Source organism: Paenibacillus sp. SJS-P3, assembly GCF_056711585.1.
Genome location: NZ_CM160043.1, coordinates 465,596 through 482,703, shown reverse-complemented (window position 1 = coordinate 482,703; position 17,108 = coordinate 465,596). Strand labels below are relative to the sequence as shown.

The following is a 17,108-nucleotide window of genomic DNA, read 5'->3' as shown; positions in this document are numbered from 1 at the left end:
GAAGAAATGATTCTTTAGTACGATTAGAAATCGATTCTTCGCGGCAATCCAAGCTTTAGGTCCCGATTTCAATCTGAGAAACTGGTTCCCCAGATCCGATTATGAAAAATCAGTTCGGATTCATTTAATCGGGAATGAGGCCTTAAGCTCCTTGTGTTTGTCGTTGGTCTTATTCTTTTCCCTCGTCCACAAGGAAACCATCAAGAAACCTGAGAGTCCAGGCTTCACTCCATCATCCTTCTTTCTTGTCCTCCGCCTTCAGAACAGAGATTCTTTGTCCCTATAAAAGCAACGGTCAGCGAACATCCTCTTTGCGGCTGATACCGAAATAATCGATGCCTGCTTCCAGTCCCTTCAGTACGGCCGAGCCGTCGGCCCCAATATTGTCCCTGCCCCTTGACCGGCTCTGGCCTTGCCATCCTGCTGTTGAGGCGTACCCGCGTCTTTACTGGAAATAAACTGAACGACCCCTAAAATGAAGAGTAAAACCACAAGGATGGCGATTCCGATTCCGATGCGGAAAACCCAGCTTCTGCCGCTCTTCCTTCCCGGCGCTCCTTCCATCGGTAAAGGCGTCCTCTTCAAGCTCTTGATCCTTGCTCATGTCTATCCCTCCCTCCATTAAACCTTACATAAGTTTCTTTTTCTTCACAAATATTCAAAATTGCAAGAGGGTGATTCCCATTCCATTTCATGCATAATTTAAACTTTTGAAATTATAGTTTAACGCTTAATGAAAACTTTGATCCTATATTAATTGTCCTTGATAACCTTTTCACACGACAAAAAGACTCGCTTAATCGCGAATCCAAATTCGTCCGTTGCTATTGCCTCACCATGATGCTTTAAAGCCCCAGCCTCTTGGCAGGGAAGCCTGCTCGGCTCCTTAACTGCTCCTATTCCTCCTTCGACTCGGCTCCGTTCTCTGTTCCGTTATCTGTTCCGACTATATTCCTTCTCTGTTCCGACTATATTCCTTCTCTGCTCCGACTATATTCCTTCTCTGCTCCGACTATCTTCCGATCTCTGCTCCGATATATCCCGATCTATATTCCAATTCCAATCCCTATCCCAATTCCTATCCCTATTCCTATCCCTATTCCTATCCCTATTCTTATTCTTATTCCGATCTCTGTTCCATTCCCTATTCAAATCCCTCTGCAATTCCTCCTGTCCCTACTCCCGCTGCCCGCCCCCCGAACTTCCGGCCGCTTCACCCTTCCCGAGCCCGGGAACCGCGGCTCGTTGAACGACCGCGTCGACTTCCCCTTGCGCCTGCATGGATAAGCTGCCAAGCTCTCCGATCAGCCAAGCATGGCGAAAGGAGGCCAAGGAATCCTGTCCCTCTGTCAGCCGCGATTTCACATAAGCTAGGACCGTCTCCGGCATAGCCTCCTTCTCCGTCCATAGGAGAGGAGCGGACATGCCCGCTCGGGACAGCAGCGCTGCGACAGGAGCTAGCGACGGCGACTCCGAGCTCACGAGCGAAACGCTTCGCGATATCCCGGCCTCGCTTCCTTCTGCACCTGTCCGGGCAATTTCCCCGTACCGGGCCATAGCCACCGATTGGGCAAAATGATCCTCGCCCGAAATACGGGTGACTTGGCCGTATTCAGCCAATGCTTCGGCTACTTCGGACGGCACAATAGACTCTGGCGCGATCAGGTGGATGCGCGCTTTGCCCCCGCGCAGCTCCAGAGCCTGCGCCGTCTCCAGCGGAACGCCGGCGCGGCTGACGAGCAGCAGCGGCTCTGCGCCGCTGGCGATCAGGCTCACGGCGGGCGCCGTGTACAGCCGGGCTTCCTCGTCCCCAGATCCGACGAGGACATCAGCCGGATATTCGCCTAATTGCGCGGCTTCGTAAGCGTCCACGGCGCGGGCCAGATCAGCGGCTCCGCGGGCTGCGATCCGTTCGACGCGCAGGCCGAGCTTCTCCGCCTGCCGCTGAACCTGCGGTCCCAGCGCTCCGACCAGTATGGCCTGCACGCCTCCATTCTCGGCTGCGCCAATCGGCCGCAGACGCTTAAGCTCCTGCAATGTCGCCTCCGGAATCCCGTCTGCATCTGCGTACAACAGCGGACCGTCCGCGGCATCGTCGATCAAGCCCGCTCCCAGCACGGCTGCAATCCAGTCCCCTCTGGGCACGATTACGACCCCGCCCAGACGTTCCTCGCCTTCCGTTGACGGCCATGCCATTCGCGATGCCAGAACAGCCGCTTCATACGGATCGCCGGCGTTGATTCGCGTCGTATGAGCCGTAGCGATCCATGGAGCCGCTTGCATCGCCGCTTCGGACGAACGGACGGCCAGCGCCTCGGGAGCGCTGTCGCGAAAAGCGTCGGCTTCGCCTGGGGCTGCAGACTCCGATGGAATTGCAGACGGCGAAGGGGCTGCAGCAGGGTTCGCGGGAAGCTTCCCGGATGCATCGCTCCCTGGCGATTCGGCTGCCGAACCAGCTGCCGCTCCGCCCTCAGGCTTGCGATCCCCGCCTGCATTGCCTCTCTCATCAGCCTGCGACAGCGTCTCCGGCTTCAGCATCGGAATGTCTGCCTGCCGACTTCCGCCCGTCACATCCGACATCACTGTCCGGGTAGGCTGCTGCAGAGCGGAATGGGAGAAGCAGCCCTCCAGCATCGCTGCGGACAGAAGCATAAGCCCGAACAAAGCTGCCTGACGGACATGCCCGAAGCGGGCTATGATTCGGGGTTTGCCGAGTTCGATCCCTCCCTTCCTTTCCCGTTCGCTGCCCTGAATCCCATCCGCTCTCTGACCCTTATCCATTGCCCTCAGTCCCCCTTCCGCCGATCCATCTCCGTATCATCGTTTCCTCCGCCGCCCATCCCCAAACCTGCCCGACTGTCCATCCTCCAGACAGAGCCCCGGAGCTGTGCGCTTATGCTATAATGGCTTTCAATGACTGTCCACGACCTTATGACAAAGGAGCTTCCCGCCATGGCCCACATACGCCCGCTTCATACCGATGCCGACTTCCAGGAAGCGCTCGACAAGAGCATTCGGGTGCGCGTCTTCCGCGACGACCAGATGATCGAATCCGGCAGCTGCATTGTCCGCTTCGACGAGCGTACGGTCGTCATCCAATCCGGCGTCGCCGACCTTGCCTATCACTCCCGCAGCGGCTGCGAGTTTTTCGAGCTGCGCAAGTAATCCGCTTCGACGTCCTTGACAGCAAGGGGAAATCTCATTGTCCTGGCAGACGGGATGAGAGGATTCAACAACCCTCCTGTCTTTCTGACGCTCCTGAGAGTTATTACAGGTTTATAGTATGCAAAAAATAAAAAGAAAAAAGAGGATAACCCGGCGGGTATCCTCTTTTTCCTGGTATCGTTCATACAAATAATTCAGAGCGGCGCGATTGAAAGACCGCCTCCAAAAGCTGCAGCGCACCATCTGTCAAACGGCATGGAGATCTTTCCAGCTCCACTGCGCCTGCTGCACCCTCTGCATAAGCCTGCAGAGCTACATCTGCAGCTGTTTCAAATGATAGAACTCGCCCTTGAGGGCGTTAATGAAATGGGAGTTGCAGAATCCATGACCAACATCTCTTGCTCGCCATCCTCGTCGTGCTGCTCCAGATCTGGGAGCGCATGCCCAAGGACAAGCCCTATTCGCAGCGAAAGCTGGACGAAGCGATAGAAAGAGGCTGTCGGGAGCGGGAACAGCGCGGGGGCTGAACGGAGCTCAGACCGAAGCAACGCGCCTCGGCAACATCGCCCTGCGGGCCGCACTATTGCGACAGGAAAAGGGACCTGCCCGTGCCTGATGACCGGGAAGGGTCCCTTTTCCCAAGGTTATCTCAATTAAAATCAATGGTTACCGTAAGCGTGCTCTTGTCAAAACCGACGACTCCGCCAAATGCTTCGGCGATGAATCGCAAGTTCACATACATCAAGTCATCATCATCTGATAGTCCCGGTCCTTGAATGAGCTTGATTTCCTTGCCGTTGATCGTCCCGGTCATTTTGCCGGCGGTCAAAGTAACGGTTGTCGTATCGTTCTTGGCTGTCACCATTTTGGTGTTATTGTCGAACTCGGCATTCAGGTCAAGGGCTTCAAACAAGGATCGGAACGGAACCATAGTCGATCCGCTTGGCGGGATTACGGCCTTCAACTCGGAAACCTTGCCGTTGATGACAATCGTTGGACGATTGATTCCATCGTTGTTCGACGGAGCTTTAGCAGCTCCTGCCAATCCGGCCCCAAAAACAGACACTCCGACGATCAATGCCAGAAAGAGTACTTGTATACGACGAGACAATTTTCTCAGCCCTTTCATGATAAGGATCATATTCTCAAATAATTAGACGCGATCGCTTCGAAAAGTTGCTTTGTCAATCACAAGCAATTCTCACCGTATTGTTCGCATCCCGGGTAATCGTCGCATGATCCACCAGAGGTGCGGAGAAGTTGGCAGACGGGACGGAAGTCGTGCCGACTTTGATGCTGGAAAACACTCCAACGTTATTGCCGGAAGTGGCGCTTGTAACGATGCTGGTAACGAGCTTGTAGTTGTTGACGGCGCTCTAATTAACCGCTTGGTCCGTCTGCATGATTGTCGTAAGCATTGTCGATGTTGAATTATTGCAATTAAGATCGGCGCAAAGCGCAGTGCCCGTAAGTTTCATGCGGACGTATCCGCTGGCATTGTAATAGGTGTAGTAGTTGATGCTGGCGCCTGGCTCATATCCATTCCGATACTGAACCTGGCTGTATGACGAATCAAAATTAACGTTGTAAGCCGTTCTATCCGATTTTTAGGAGTAAACAGCTAGTCCGTTCTGAATCTATAGTCCCGGATTCCATATGTTCAGGCCAAACGCAAAGAAGCAAGCTGACGCTTGGAGGCTCACCGGCGCCAGCTTGCTTCGTTTGACCTTTTGCGCCAATCGGCTCGACTTATACATCCATGCCCTTCGTCAGGAAAGCGTCAGCTCTTGATCGCGCCTGCTGCGATATCCGAGATGAACTGCTTGCTGATGAACAGGAACAGGATGATAAGGGGAATGACGGCAAGCAATGTTCCGGCGATGACCATCGAATAATCCGTCACGTAGATCCCGTTCAGCGACGCCAACGCCACCTGCAGCGTATATTTGCGCTCGTCGGTCAGGATGATCAGCGGCCACAGGTAGTCGTTCCACGCTCCGATGAAGGTAAAGGCGCCGAGGAAGGAAAGCGCGGGTCGCAAAATCGGCAGGGCTACGTTCCAATAGAGACGCAGAAAGCCGCAGCCGTCGATGCGGCCGGCATCCAGCAGCTCGGACGGCACCGATTCCTGGGCGTACTGCCGGATCCAGAAGATCCCGAACGCATTGGCCATTCCCGGGATGATCAGCGCCTTGAACGTGCCGACCCAGCCGAATTTGGCCATGATGACGAAGGAAGGCACGAGCGACAGCTGGGACGGCGCCATCATGGTCGCCAGCAGCAGGACGAACAGCATCTTTTTGCCCGGGAAATCGAACTTGGCGAACGTGAATCCCGCCAGCGAATCGAAGAACAGCACCAGCAAGGTGCAGGCGGAGGCGACGAACAACGTATTCCAGAATGCTCCTAAGAAATCGACGTTGTCGAACACCCGGCCGATATTGTCGAGCAGTTGGGTGCCGAACCACAGCTTCGGCGGGAAGCTGTAAATATCCGATGTCGTGCGCGTCGCCATGACGAGCAGCCAATAGAACGGGAAGATCGAAATCAGCAGCCCGATGGCGAGGCCGATATGGAGCAGGATCGATTTGGTTCTCGTCGCCATCACTTCACCCCCTGCCCGCGGGTAGGCCCGCCTTGGACGAACAGCCAGTTCACGATCGAGAATAGCGCGATCAGGACGAACATCCCCCAGCCGACGGCCGCGCCGAAGCCGAAGTAGTTATGGATGAACGCTTCGCGGTAGAGATACAGCACGATCGTGAGGCCGCCGCCGCTGACCCCTCCGTCATTGCCCGCGAGCACCTGCGGCTCGGTGAAGATCTGCATGCCTCCGATGGTCGAGGTGATCAGCGTGAAGAGGATAATCGGCCTCAGGTTCGGGATCGTGATCCGGAAAAAGGATTGGATCGTCGAGGCCCCGTCGATTTTGGCGGCTTCATAGAGAACGCTCGGGATGCTTTGCAAGCCCGCCAGATAGATGATCGCGTTGTAGCCCGCCCAGCGCCAGATGACCATGACGGACACCGCGAGCTGGATGCCCCAGGTTTTGTTCAGCCACTCGATCGAATTCAGGCCCAGCAAGTTCAGCACATAGTTGAGCAGCCCGTAGTTGTTGGAAAAAATCGTGCCGAACACGATCGCCACCGCCACCAGCGAGGTGACGTTCGGCAGGAAATAGCCGATCCGGTAGAAGGTCCGGAACCGGACGAACGAGGAATTGAGCAGGAACGCGACGGCCAGCGCGATGAACAGCATCGGAATCGTCGAGTAGATCCAGATGAGCAGCGTGTTGCCGACCGCCTTCCAGAATTCGGGATCCGTCAGCATGAAGCGGTAATTGTTCACTCCGTTGTAGCTCATCCTTCCGATTCCATCCCACTTCTGGAAGGACAGGTACATGGAGAATGCGATCGGGAACAAGCCGAAAATGGCGAACAAGATGTAAAAAGGCGATATGGCCAGGTATTCCTTCCGATGCCTCCAAAGTCTCGAAGCCAAGCTGCCTTTGATGCGCGGGGGTACGGGAGCGCGGGCAGGCTCCGCGTTCAGCATGGGATTGCCCATTGGGGTGACCTCCTGTCAGCCATTGATCTTAGGAATGCACAGCGGGCAGCGGCTTTCGCGTCAGCGCAGCAGCTCTTTTTTGATCCGGCTTATCGCGTCTTTCCAGGCTTTGTCGGGGTTTTTGCCCTGCAGGGCGACGGAGGTCAGCTCGCGGCCGACGATTCCGTTCACATTCGAATACTTGCCTCCGAAGTAGGCCGGCTTCACGTTCCGCGCGGATTCCGAGAAGATCTCGCCGGTCGCCTGATTGCCGAAGAAGGGCTCCTTCTCCTTCATGACGGGATCGTCCAGCGCTTTGGCGGCGGAAGGGAACAGATTGAGATTTTTATAGGACTGAATCTGATTGTCGGGATTTTGAAGATAGCGGATGACTTCGAAGGCCTCTTGCGGGTATTTGCTCGTCTTCATGATGGCGAGGAAGGAGCCGCCGTTGTTGCCGTCTCCGCCCGGAGCCCGGGCGACTCTCCATTTGCCGCTCGTATCCGGCGCGGCCTCCTCCAGAACCTCTTTCATCCAGACGGCCCCGACGAAGGACGCGATGCTGCTGTTGTTCATGGCTGCGCTCCATTCGCTCGTGAAGGCGTTTGCATTTCCAGCCAGCTTCAATTGGGCGGCCTTGACGGCCAGGTTCCAGGCGTTCTTCATCGAGGAATCAGGCGTATCGCCGATGAATTCGTCTTCCTTGGAGAAATAGATGCGGTCGGATTGGGCATTGACCTGGGTGTAGACGTTGTTGACGTTGTCGAGCATCTTGACCTTGCCGGCAAAATGATCCTGAAGCTTCTTGCCTGCGTCGAGATAGCTCTCCCACGTTCCAAGCTGCTTGTGCACGTCCTCCGGATCCGACGGTAGGCCGGCTTCCTGGAACAGATCGGCCCGATAGAACAGAGCGGTCGGCCCCGTATCGATCGGCAGGGCGATCATCGTCCCTTCCGGCGTTACGCCGAAATTCCATTTCCAGTCGAGGAAATCCGGCTCGATCTCCTTGGCTCCGAGGTCGTACAGATCGTAGAAGCGGTCGGAGCTGACGAACAGCTCGGACACCCAATCGTTGAAAGCGACGATATCGGGTCCTGCGGAGCCGGCGGCGAGCGTCGTTTTCAGCTTGGACTTGAAGTCGCCTCCGATTTTCTGCGCGTTGATGCGGATGCCAGGGAACTTCTGCTCGACGGACTTGATGAGGCCGTCGTCGAGGCTTCGGTTCCAGTACCAGAGTGTAAGCGTTTTCGTTTTCTCGGTTGATGAAGTGCTGCCGCAGCCCGCGGCGATCATGGCAAGAATCAGCATGCATAAGCCAACCATTCTGGTTTTGACCACTTCCGCATTCCTCCTGACATGTTGAAGCGCATGATGGTACCATTCTATTCGGTTGTCCCGCTGGTATTCCAGCTGAAAAAGGATTTAATACCTATAAACCGTTCAGAGGGATTTGAAACAGGCAGCGGAAAAAGATTGGGAAAGATCAGAAAACAACGCTTGTAATCAAAAAAGGCCCCGGCAAGGGGCCTTCCGCTTTGCTAACCTTCCGTATTCCCGCCCTCATCCTCCGCTTTGCGCAGAGGGCGGCCTTTCTTGCGCAGCTCGCTCATGAGCTTCTTGCCGGTCGGTGTCTGCGCCAGCCCGCCGCCCGCAGTCTCTCGGTGCTTCTCCGGCATTGCAGCGCCGACCTCCAGCATCACCTGCACGACCTCGTCGGAAGGAATGACGCTCCGCACGCCGGCAAGCGCCATATCGGCAGCCGCAAGCGCCGTGACGGCGCCGAAGCCGTTGCGCACGATGCACGGAATCTCCACCAGCCCGCCGACGGGATCGCAGATTAGGCCCAGCGAGTTCTTCAGTGCGAGCCCGACCGCGTGTACAGCCTGGTCCGGCGTGCCGCCGCGCAGCTCCGCAAGCGCTCCGGCGGCCATGCCGATCGCGGAGCCGACCTCCGCCTGGCAGCCGCCCTCCGCTCCGGATACGAAGGAGTTGTTCGCGATGACATAACCGATCGCCCCGGCCGCGAACAGGCCGTAGGTCATCTCGTCTTCGCTCCAGCCGAAGCGCTCCTGCGTGCTGACAAATACGCCGGGAATAATGCCGCAGGAGCCTGCCGTCGGCGTCGCCACGATGCGGCCCATGGAAGCATTCACCTCCGACACGGCCAGCGCATACGCCATGGCGCGCCCCGCATCGCCGCCGAGGCTCGGCTCCCCGGCCGCGTTGTAAGCCGCGACCCGCTGGGCGTCGAGCCCGGTCAGGCCGCTGCGGGATGTCGTGTCCCGCGTCAGGCCGTTATGGACGGCTTCCTTCATGATGCCGTAATAGTCCTTCATCGCCGTGAATTCCACCTCGGGCTCGCGGCCCGATTCGCGCGACTGCTGCTCCAGCATGAGACGGCCGATGCTCAGGCCGCTTTCGCTGCAGCGCTCACTCAGTTCCTTCAGCGTCCGGAAGTTCATCGTCGTTCCCCCTGTCATCGTTCAAATCCATATAATCCGTCTGAAGCACATGCGGCATTCGGCCGATCCGCTCCATCAGACCCGCTTGCACCGGAGCGTCCAGCTCCACCACGGCCAGCGCCTCCCCCTGGCGCTCCATGCGGCTGAGCGACAGCCCGCCGATGTTGAGCCCTTCCTCCTGCAGCGCCGCGGAGAGCGCCGCGATGACGCCCGGCTGGTCCCGGTGCCGGATGAGCAGCGTCGGGTACGAGCAGCTGAATTTCACCGCGAAGCCGTTCACCTCCACGACCTCCACGTTGCCTCCACCGATCGAAGTGCCGAGCAGAGACAGCTCGCGGCTTCCGTCCGCAGCGGTCAGATCGAGCCGGACCGTGTTGGGATGGGGGAACAGCCCTTTCCCCTCCTGGAACACCAGGTCCATTCCCGCTTCCTCGGCCAGCTCCACCGAATCGGGCAGGCGCGGGTCATCCGTATGAAAGCCCATGAGTCCGCCTGTGACGGCTGTATCCGTGCCATGTCCTTGATAGGTGGCCGCGAAGGAGCCGTAGAAGGAAATTTTCGCTTTCTGCGGCATTTCGCCCAGCAGCCTGCGCCCCGCAAGCCCGATTCGCGCCGCCCCCGCCGTATGGGAGCTGGAAGGTCCGACCATGGCCGGACCGATAATGGAAAACACGTCTTTGAACCGCACAGCAAATTCTCCTTCGTCTTGAGTTGTTGTAGAGGCCGAAAAAAGGGACAGAGCAGAAGAATGCGCCGAAAGAAGGGCGTGCCGCCCGTTCCCAGCGATTCTTCCGCTCTGTCCTTTGTACCTGAGAGTTGCCTCGCTTCCCGCTTCGCGAGTTTCCCCTTGGGTGATTCCATGCGCGCCTGTGCGCGGCCACGGAATTCTCTCCAGAGATGCGTCCGGCAAAGGTCCTTTTGCCTGAGAGATTCACCCTGTCCCCAGGGCTTACTCCTTCGGCGCCGCCCCATGTTACAGGTAGTCTCTCCCGCTGCCTTCATCCGCTCTATTCAATTAAGGATTTCGTCAGATTGCAAACGTTATCTACATTCATTATATGCAGGAGCGCGGCCATCTTCAACCCGCAGTCCGCGGGCAGGATGACTGGAGGCGGCGAATACGCGAAAAGGCAGTCATGGCGCTGCACGGGACGGGCTATGAGTGCATGGCGTACGAGGCCGGCTCTGCGGGCCGGCTGTGTGAATTCATGGTGCCGGGGTTTCGGGGCAGATTGGACGATGCTGGTGCATGGTGCCGGGGTTCGGGGGCAGATTGTACGATGCTGGCTGCTTGGTGCCGGAGGTCGGGGGCAGATTGGGCGATGCTGGTGCATGGTGCCGGGATTCGGGGCAGATTGTACGATGCTGGCGTTCGCGGGAAGATTGTGCGATGCTGGCTGCATGGTGCCGGGGTTCGGGACAGATTGTAAGATGCTGGCTGCATGGTGCCGGGGTTCGGGGGCAGACTGCACGATGCTGGCTGCATGGTGCCGGGGTTCGGGACAGATTGTACGATGCTGGCTGCATGATGCCGGGGGTCGGGACAGATTGGACGATGCTGGTGCATGGTGCCGGGGTTCGGGGGCGGATTGGGCGATGCTGGGCATGGTGCCGGGGGTCGAGGCAGACTGTTTACGATGCTGGGCATGGTGCCGGGGGTCGGGGCAGATTGTTTACGATGCTGGGCATGGTGCCGGGGTGTGCCGACTGTCATTCAAAACCAAAACTTCTCTCGTATCGGACATACGATCCGCTATTTCAGCGTAAATCTCCGTTCAAAAAAATTTAACGGACATTGGATCCCTTATTTTTGTGATAACCACTCAAAACGGGCTGTTTTACCCCAAATAGCGGAACCTATGTCCGATAACTCGGCGAAATCGATGAAAATCCCTAAATAACAGATCGTATGTCCGATACGTCGTCTAATGACACCCGAATTCCCACCCCAGCAACAATTTGCCGCACAAAGCGTTCCTGCATGAGGCTCAAACCTAAGCCAAGACCACGCTCAAGACCAAGACCAAGACCAAGACCAAGATCAAGACCACGACCACGACCACGACCACGACCACGACCACGACCAAGCTTAAATCTAAATCTAAATCTAAATCTAAATAAAGCCTATACACAGCATGAACAGGCCGAAACCTCCTCAGGTTCCGGCCTCCTGCGTGCTTATGCCTTTTTTACCGGCCGCTTTTTCAGCCCGATCAAGGTTTTTGTCGCTATCCCAATCCGGCAAATGCAGCGGCTACAACTAGCTGAACTATGTCCCACAGCTCGTTGAACTCGGCGATTACCTAAGAACGACTCAGCCTGCCATGCCATACGACGCCCAGCCGCCGGCAGAGACGAACACTCCGCCGCCGGCGGAGGCGTAGAACCCGCTTCCGGCAAGCATCGCCTGCGGTCCCCGATGCGCTGCGGCGGCATGGGCGCTTGCGCCAATGATGCCGACCGCCACAGCCGGCTCCAGCACGTCCTGCTCGGCGAGCGCCGCGATGGCGGCCGCATCGTCCGTCCGCACCGCGGCGGCCAGGCAGCGCAGCCGGGCCATGAGCGCTTCGTCGGCCGGCTCCCTCAGGCCGCCTGCTTGCAGATCGCGCTTGACGCCGTCAAGCGCGCACCGGGCTCGGTGGAAGGCGGCTTTCACCGCGCCTTCCGTCGTCAGAAGCAGCTCCGCCGTCTCCCGGATCGACCGGTTCATGACCTCGCGCAGCAGCCATACCGACAGCTGCAGCGGAGACAGGCGGAGCTCCAGCGGGCGCAGCAGCTCCTCCAGCTCCCAGCTCGCCGCCGGCTGGACGGCCCCCGCCTCCTCCAGCTCGGGCAAAGTTCGGCGGCGGAGAGCTTCCCTGCGCAAATGGTCCGTCCACAGGTTCCGGGCGATGCGCAGCAGCAGCGCCTGGCGGTTGGGATGCTCCCGCCAGATCGGGGCGGCCAGCGCCCTGCACCAGGCCGACTGCTCCAGATCCTCCGCTTCCCAGGCGCTGCGGGTCAGCGCCAGGCAATATCTTCTCAGCGCCGCGCGCTCTTCCTCCAGCTCCAGCCCCGTCTCCATCGGCGGCATCCCCTTTCAATACGCATAGATATTCTGACCGGTAAACGAATGATCCTGCCAAAAGGATACTCAAGACAGGGGAATTTCTTTTCCGCGTTCAAGCCGTATCCTTTCCTTCCCCGCATCCGTTTACCAGTGGCAAAACCATTCCGACCCATCCAGCGAAGGAGGATGACGACCTGTGACCCATATCCCTTATGTCGTGGAGCAGACCAACAAGGGGGAACGCTCCTATGATATTTATTCCCGGCTGCTGAAAGACCGTATCGTATTCGTCGGCACGGCGATCGAGGACAATATGGCCAACGCGATCATCGCGCAGCTGCTGTTCCTGGCCGCCGATGACCCCGACAAGGACATTCATATGTACATCAACAGCCCGGGCGGCTCCACGAGCGCCGGCCTCGCCATCTACGACACGATGCAGTTCGTGAAGCCGGACGTCCGGACGCTCTGCACCGGAACGGCCTTTTCCATGGCAGCCTGGCTCCTGCTCGCAGGTACAAAGGGCAAGCGGGGAGCGCTGCCGAACAGCGAGGTCATGCTCCATCAGCCTTCAGGAGGAGCGCAGGGCCAGGCCAGCGACATCGCCATCTCCGCAACGCGCATCCTGAAGCTGAGGGACAAGATGAACCGGATCGCAGCGGAGCGTACCGGCCAGCCGCTGGAGCGCATCGAGCGGGATACGGACCGCGACACGTTCCTTTCCGCCGAAGAGGCGCAGGAATATGGAATCGTGGACCAAATCATTACGAGCATGCAGCCTTGAGAACAAGAGCGCGCCCGGTCCGGCTATCGAATACTTTCGCCAAGCCGGCACCCGGAAGGTGTACAATGGAATGGAATCCAACTTTAACCGCAGAGGTGATGGCTATGCTGGAGCATTTGAAAGGCAAGCAGGTGCTGATTCATTTTCTCGACGGAACCCATATCGGGGAAGGCATTCTGGAAGAAGTGGACGACAAGTTCGTGAAATACAAGACGGAGTATCAGGAATTGTATATTCCCGTCTCCTCGATCCGCACCGTATCGGTCAACCTCAAGGAACGCCAGAAGTCTAAGGTCGGGTTTGCATGACCTGACTTGCGCCCCGTGCTCATCCATTGGATGGGCGGCGGGGCTTTTTGGTTGTCGGATGACCGGCTTCCCACCGGATATCGACGGAGCTTTTGCACCCGGATGAGCGGGCTGCCGGACGGATAACGGCGATGCTTATGCTTGCCATTGACCGGGCCGGCCCACGGATTCAAGCGGGTCCATGACGATCTAGGGGCGGATGGATCGCCGAATCTCCCGCTCGATCCGCCAGCCTGCCAAGACCGATATTGGCTGCCGTGTACAGCAGGCCCGCGGCCGCGAAGATCCATATCGAGCTCCAGGGGGTGAGCCCGTACCCTTCGATGAAATAATCCCCGTAGCTGTTATAATGATACAGGCCGGCCCACAAGGCCAATCCCGTGAACAGCACGGCTTGCAGCGCAGGATGCCGCAGCCAGCGGTTGGCCAGCAGCGTCAGCGGAAGCGCCAGGACAGGGTAGACAGCTACCGTCAGGATGAACATCATCGCGATATAGATGCCGCCTATATTCATCATTCCGTAATACTCGGTCGTCGCGATCTTATACCCTTCAATCCGCTCCACGCCAAGCAATGCTCCCAGAAACAAGGCAACAAAAATGCCGTATAGCAAAAGATAGCGCACAAGCATGGTTCCCTTCATGCTGAATCCCCCCTCCCTATTCCTCTGCCGGCCAGCCAAAGGAGCCCGATTCCTGCCGAGCTGCCGCCGAAAAAAACGGCCCCAAGCATCCCGAAAATAGCCTGGCTCGTCGCTTCATCCATTTCTCCCGAAGCCTGATGGACGACTCCATATCTCCACATGCCCGCACTGATCAACAAAGCTCCAATCGACAACAACAGGAAAACGGCGTGCAGCCTATGGATTCGTCTCGCGGTGACAGTCATTCAATCCTCTCCCCTGCTCGCTTATATCCTTGCTGCGCCTTCCTTCTCAAGATCATCCCATCGCATGAAGCCTTTTCCTTTCCATGACCATTTATGACTATTTATCGTAACGAAGTCGTCCCCATTCGGACCAAGCATCCTAACGACAGCGTCTTTCCTATTCCCAATGATCAACCTCAACGACGTCTTCCCTATCCCCATCCAACCGTATGACGTCTCCATCTGCAAAAAAGTTCCAGCCGCAAACGTGCTTGCCTCCTCTGCCGCTTGTTGATACAATAGCCTGAATTCCATAGCGCAGTTCAGGTTGCCTAGGGTTCCGCGGCTGAAGTCCAGCCGGTCTGGTCCGAGAGGGAACGATGCGGAGCACGGATCCGCATTTACACGGAGGGATAAAAGCCCGGGAGATAAGCCGCTTTTGCAGCGGTTTGTCTTCCGGGCTTTATTTGATGCTCAGCCCCGTTTTTGGGGCATGCTGGAATACAGCTTACCATCCGTCCCGGCGACAAGATCTGCGGCTCGAAAGGGGTCATCATCATGAATGCGAACTGGCTTAAAATCATCGGCGCCTCCTTCTTCGAGGTCGGCTGGGTCATCGGGCTCAAGCATGCCGACACGGCCTGGGAATGGATCGCGACCGCTGTCTGCATCCTCGTGAGCTTTTATGCGCTTATCAGCGCGAGCCGCACGCTCCCGGTCGGCACCGTATACGCCGTCTTTGTCGGCCTCGGCACAGCCGGAACCGTGCTCGCGGATATGATTTTGTTCGGCGAGCCCGCCAAGATCCTCAAGCTGATTCTGATCGGCGTGCTGCTCGTCGGCGTCATCGGGCTGAAGCTCGTCAGCCACGACAAGGAACCGGCATCCGGGGAGGTGCATTGAGATGGCTTGGGCCTATTTGATCGGAGCCGGACTATGCGAAATCTTCGGCGTCGCCATGATGAACCGGCTGACCCGCCGCCGCGACTTCGTCTCCCTGCTGCTGCTGGCCGCCGGCTTCGCTCTGAGCTTCTCGCTGCTGTCCCTCGCCATGCGCACGATTCCGATGGGTACCGCTTATGCGGTCTGGACCGGCATCGGCGCATCCGGCGGAGCGCTGGTAGGCATGCTGTTCTACGGCGAGTCGAAAAACCCGCTGCGCATCCTGTTCATCGTGCTCGTGCTCGGAGCAGCTGTCGGGCTGAAGGCGGCGGGATAGGCCGCACATAGAGAGCATGCTGCTCTGAAGTTTATATCAGGTTCCATCGGGAGGGCTGTCCCGCCCCGAAGCCTGAATGCCAAGAAGGAGACTCCCCGCCGGAGCCTCCTCTTTGCTTTCTTCAAGCATCTGCCGCCTCAGCGGCTTGCCAGCCCGGGGTTAAGCTTTCGCCGTCTCGTCTTCAGCATCCGCATCGGCAGGAGCCTCGTCGCCTTCCTTCGGCCAGCCCCCCCATAGATTGGACACATGGCCGTCGGGGTCGCGGAGGATGAAGCTGTAACCCCCGCCCGGCTTGTACGACATCTCTCCCACTTCCACGCCGCGCTCGCGCAGCTTCGAATGCGCCTGATGAATATCGTCGACCTGCAAGGAGATGATCGGCTGCACGACGCCATGCATGTTCTCGAACTCCAGCTTGGGCACGTTCGGACTGCTGACGAGGCCGAGGCCGACTCCGCCCACGTTCAGCCAGGCTTCGGTATCGCCCGGCGTGAACGGAAAAGTGAACGGAATGTCCAGAACGTGATGATACCAATGAATCGATGCTTCCAGATTGCTGACAGGCAGCTGGATGACGGCATAGTTTTTGACGGCCATGTTCAAATCCACTCCTCGGATCTTATGGGATAGTTGAGCGCTCTCGCCCTCTATAACGGAAGCCTGCTTCGAAAATACACGGGTTTTAATCCAAATCCTGAAATAATTGAATGAGATGCCCGCTCGGATCTCGGAACGCGAAGGAAATCCGCCTTCCTCCGGCTTCGACCTTGTCCACCTGCACGCCATGCGAGGCTATGGACAAATAGGCGCTGCATATGCCTTCGGCATCTCCTCGTCGGAAAGCGTCAAGGAACCGCTCAAAAATGCGCGGCGGCAAAGGTTCCACAGATTTCTGGCGCCTGATCGGCCCGCCCCTCTCCTGCCCTGCTGCCTGCTCCTGCCCTTCCTGCTCCTCCCGGGCGAGCGCCTGCAGCCTCTGCCTCGCCCGCCTATGCCCTTCCCTGACAGCCCCCGGCGTCAGGCGAAGCAGGCGGGAAGTCTCGCCTGCCGTGAAGCGGAAGACGTCCATGAGCAGAATCATCGCCATCTGCCTCGGATTCAGGCGGCCGGCGAGCTGCTCCAGCAGCACGCGGATGCGCAGCGCTTCGTCCGGACCTCCCGATGCGCGCGGAGCATGGAGCTCCTCCTCGTATTCGACGCCGGCTTGTTCCCCGCGGCTCCTCCTGCTGCGGCAGATGTCGATCCAGGCATTTGCCGCCATCCGGTTCACATAAGCCTGGGTGAGGCTCCGCTCCGGCTCGCGCAGCAGCAGCCGGTGCAGCTTGGCCAGCACCTCCTGCTCCAGATCCTGGGCATCCCACCCCGCTCCCGCCAGCCGCAGGCAGCGTCGCCGCAGGTCCGGGATGTACGCCTCCAGAACCGTCCGGACTCCAGCCTCCTCCATGATCTTCCCTCCTTCCCAGCCATATGGATAAATAAGGAATATGAAGTCCATTATAGCCCGTCGGCGCGTCGCTGGGAATGACGATCCGCTCAGCGGGCAACGATCATCACGGCCATGCATGGAACGCTCATTTCATACGTCTGCACGGGCATGCCGTACATTCCTTGCTGAACTCCGGCAGCTCCGATCATTCCTTGCTGCTCGAGCTTGTCGGCCTGCATTTGGACCGGCTGCGGACATCGTGACCACGGAAGGCAGGCGCGA

The 17,108-nt window shown here is 58.1% G+C and carries 18 protein-coding genes, 1 pseudogene and 3 riboswitches; of the genes and pseudogenes, 5 read left to right on the top strand and 14 right to left on the bottom strand.

Annotated features, from left to right (window positions below; genetic code table 11):
- Nucleotides 1-445 precede the first annotated feature (445 nt).
- Together AC06G8_RS02205 and AC06G8_RS02200 are read right to left on the bottom strand one after the other, a co-directional pair.
- On the bottom strand, nucleotides 446-604 hold the full coding sequence (locus AC06G8_RS02205) for a hypothetical protein (protein ID WP_447663583.1): 159 nt from the start codon (nucleotides 602-604) through the stop codon (nucleotides 446-448).
- 572 nt (nucleotides 605-1,176) lie between these two features.
- The gene (locus tag AC06G8_RS02200; RefSeq protein WP_480284285.1) at nucleotides 1,177-2,781 is read right to left on the bottom strand and encodes a cell wall-binding repeat-containing protein; all 1,605 of its coding nucleotides are present in this window, start codon (nucleotides 2,779-2,781) and stop codon (nucleotides 1,177-1,179) included.
- 171 nt (nucleotides 2,782-2,952) lie between these two features.
- On the opposite strand from AC06G8_RS02200, the gene AC06G8_RS02195 reads away from it, so the two are divergent.
- Complete coding sequence (locus AC06G8_RS02195) at nucleotides 2,953-3,165, top strand: hypothetical protein (protein ID WP_021882376.1); 213 nt, start codon at nucleotides 2,953-2,955, stop codon at nucleotides 3,163-3,165.
- 649 nt (nucleotides 3,166-3,814) lie between these two features.
- On the opposite strand, the gene AC06G8_RS02190 is transcribed toward AC06G8_RS02195, so the two are convergent.
- The 8 genes and pseudogenes from AC06G8_RS02190 to AC06G8_RS02155 all read right to left on the bottom strand — a co-directional run bounded on the left by AC06G8_RS02190 (nucleotide 3,815) and on the right by AC06G8_RS02155 (nucleotide 12,237).
- Entirely contained in the window at nucleotides 3,815-4,294 is a 480-nt protein-coding gene (locus AC06G8_RS02190; protein WP_480284284.1) for a copper amine oxidase N-terminal domain-containing protein, read from the bottom strand.
- A gap of 247 nt (nucleotides 4,295-4,541) precedes the next feature.
- Nucleotides 4,542-4,748: pseudogene (locus tag AC06G8_RS02185) on the bottom strand (YrpD family protein); the annotation flags it as partial.
- A gap of 197 nt (nucleotides 4,749-4,945) precedes the next feature.
- Nucleotides 4,946-5,773 (bottom strand): carbohydrate ABC transporter permease, encoded by an 828-nt coding sequence (locus AC06G8_RS02180; RefSeq protein ID WP_447663580.1) that lies wholly within the window; start codon nucleotides 5,771-5,773, stop codon nucleotides 4,946-4,948.
- A complete protein-coding gene (locus tag AC06G8_RS02175; protein WP_447663579.1) occupies nucleotides 5,770-6,732 on the bottom strand; it encodes a carbohydrate ABC transporter permease in 963 nt (320 codons plus the stop codon). Before AC06G8_RS02175 ends, AC06G8_RS02180 begins: the two co-directional genes overlap by 4 nt.
- A gap of 60 nt (nucleotides 6,733-6,792) precedes the next feature.
- Nucleotides 6,793-8,049 carry an ABC transporter substrate-binding protein gene (locus AC06G8_RS02170; protein WP_480284283.1) on the bottom strand — a complete coding sequence of 419 codons (1,257 nt, stop codon included), beginning with the start codon at nucleotides 8,047-8,049 and terminating at the stop codon, nucleotides 6,793-6,795.
- A gap of 200 nt (nucleotides 8,050-8,249) precedes the next feature.
- Entirely contained in the window at nucleotides 8,250-9,173 is a 924-nt protein-coding gene (gene sdaAA / locus AC06G8_RS02165) for an L-serine ammonia-lyase, iron-sulfur-dependent, subunit alpha (protein ID WP_480284282.1), read from the bottom strand.
- Nucleotides 9,142-9,861, bottom strand: coding sequence for an L-serine ammonia-lyase, iron-sulfur-dependent subunit beta (gene sdaAB, locus AC06G8_RS02160; RefSeq protein ID WP_447671059.1), 720 nt, complete (start codon nucleotides 9,859-9,861; stop codon nucleotides 9,142-9,144). The genes sdaAA and sdaAB overlap by 32 nt, the downstream gene beginning before the upstream one ends.
- 98 nt (nucleotides 9,862-9,959) lie before the next feature.
- Nucleotides 9,960-10,073: riboswitch (glycine riboswitch) on the bottom strand.
- A riboswitch (glycine riboswitch) is annotated at nucleotides 10,074-10,175 on the bottom strand.
- Nucleotides 10,176-11,487: 1,312 nt separating this feature from the next.
- The gene (locus tag AC06G8_RS02155; protein WP_480284281.1) at nucleotides 11,488-12,237 is read right to left on the bottom strand and encodes an RNA polymerase sigma factor; all 750 of its coding nucleotides are present in this window, start codon (nucleotides 12,235-12,237) and stop codon (nucleotides 11,488-11,490) included.
- Between the two features lie 181 nt (nucleotides 12,238-12,418).
- Here AC06G8_RS02155 and clpP point away from each other — a divergent pair, with 181 nt between their 5' ends.
- Both clpP and AC06G8_RS02145 read left to right on the top strand, forming a co-directional pair.
- Complete coding sequence (gene clpP / locus AC06G8_RS02150; RefSeq protein ID WP_480284280.1) at nucleotides 12,419-13,006, top strand: ATP-dependent Clp endopeptidase proteolytic subunit ClpP; 588 nt, start codon at nucleotides 12,419-12,421, stop codon at nucleotides 13,004-13,006.
- Nucleotides 13,007-13,071: 65 nt separating this feature from the next.
- Entirely contained in the window at nucleotides 13,072-13,314 is a 243-nt protein-coding gene (locus AC06G8_RS02145; RefSeq protein ID WP_480284279.1) for a hypothetical protein, read from the top strand.
- Nucleotides 13,315-13,483: 169 nt separating this feature from the next.
- Here the strand turns inward: AC06G8_RS02145 and AC06G8_RS02140 are convergent, their stop codons facing one another.
- Complete coding sequence (locus AC06G8_RS02140; protein WP_480284278.1) at nucleotides 13,484-13,957, bottom strand: hypothetical protein; 474 nt, start codon at nucleotides 13,955-13,957, stop codon at nucleotides 13,484-13,486.
- A gap of 545 nt (nucleotides 13,958-14,502) precedes the next feature.
- Nucleotides 14,503-14,611: riboswitch (guanidine-I (ykkC/yxkD leader) on the top strand.
- A gap of 128 nt (nucleotides 14,612-14,739) precedes the next feature.
- On the opposite strand from AC06G8_RS02140, the gene AC06G8_RS02135 reads away from it, so the two are divergent.
- Both AC06G8_RS02135 and AC06G8_RS02130 read left to right on the top strand, forming a co-directional pair.
- Nucleotides 14,740-15,084: a DMT family transporter gene (locus AC06G8_RS02135; protein WP_480284277.1), complete on the top strand. Its 345-nt coding sequence runs from the start codon at nucleotides 14,740-14,742 to the stop codon at nucleotides 15,082-15,084.
- A 1-nt stretch (nucleotide 15,085) separates the two neighbouring features.
- The gene (locus tag AC06G8_RS02130; protein WP_480284276.1) at nucleotides 15,086-15,400 is read left to right on the top strand and encodes a DMT family transporter; all 315 of its coding nucleotides are present in this window, start codon (nucleotides 15,086-15,088) and stop codon (nucleotides 15,398-15,400) included.
- Nucleotides 15,401-15,559: 159 nt separating this feature from the next.
- On the opposite strand, the gene AC06G8_RS02125 is transcribed toward AC06G8_RS02130, so the two are convergent.
- The 3 genes from AC06G8_RS02125 to AC06G8_RS02115 all read right to left on the bottom strand — a co-directional run bounded on the left by AC06G8_RS02125 (nucleotide 15,560) and on the right by AC06G8_RS02115 (nucleotide 17,065).
- Nucleotides 15,560-15,997 (bottom strand): VOC family protein, encoded by a 438-nt coding sequence (locus tag AC06G8_RS02125; RefSeq protein ID WP_447663570.1) that lies wholly within the window; start codon nucleotides 15,995-15,997, stop codon nucleotides 15,560-15,562.
- An 85-nt stretch (nucleotides 15,998-16,082) separates the two neighbouring features.
- Nucleotides 16,083-16,844, bottom strand: coding sequence for an RNA polymerase sigma factor (locus AC06G8_RS02120; RefSeq protein ID WP_480284275.1), 762 nt, complete (start codon nucleotides 16,842-16,844; stop codon nucleotides 16,083-16,085).
- Between the two features lie 89 nt (nucleotides 16,845-16,933).
- On the bottom strand, nucleotides 16,934-17,065 hold the full coding sequence (locus tag AC06G8_RS02115) for a hypothetical protein (protein WP_480284274.1): 132 nt from the start codon (nucleotides 17,063-17,065) through the stop codon (nucleotides 16,934-16,936).
- Nucleotides 17,066-17,108: the final 43 nt, after the last annotated feature.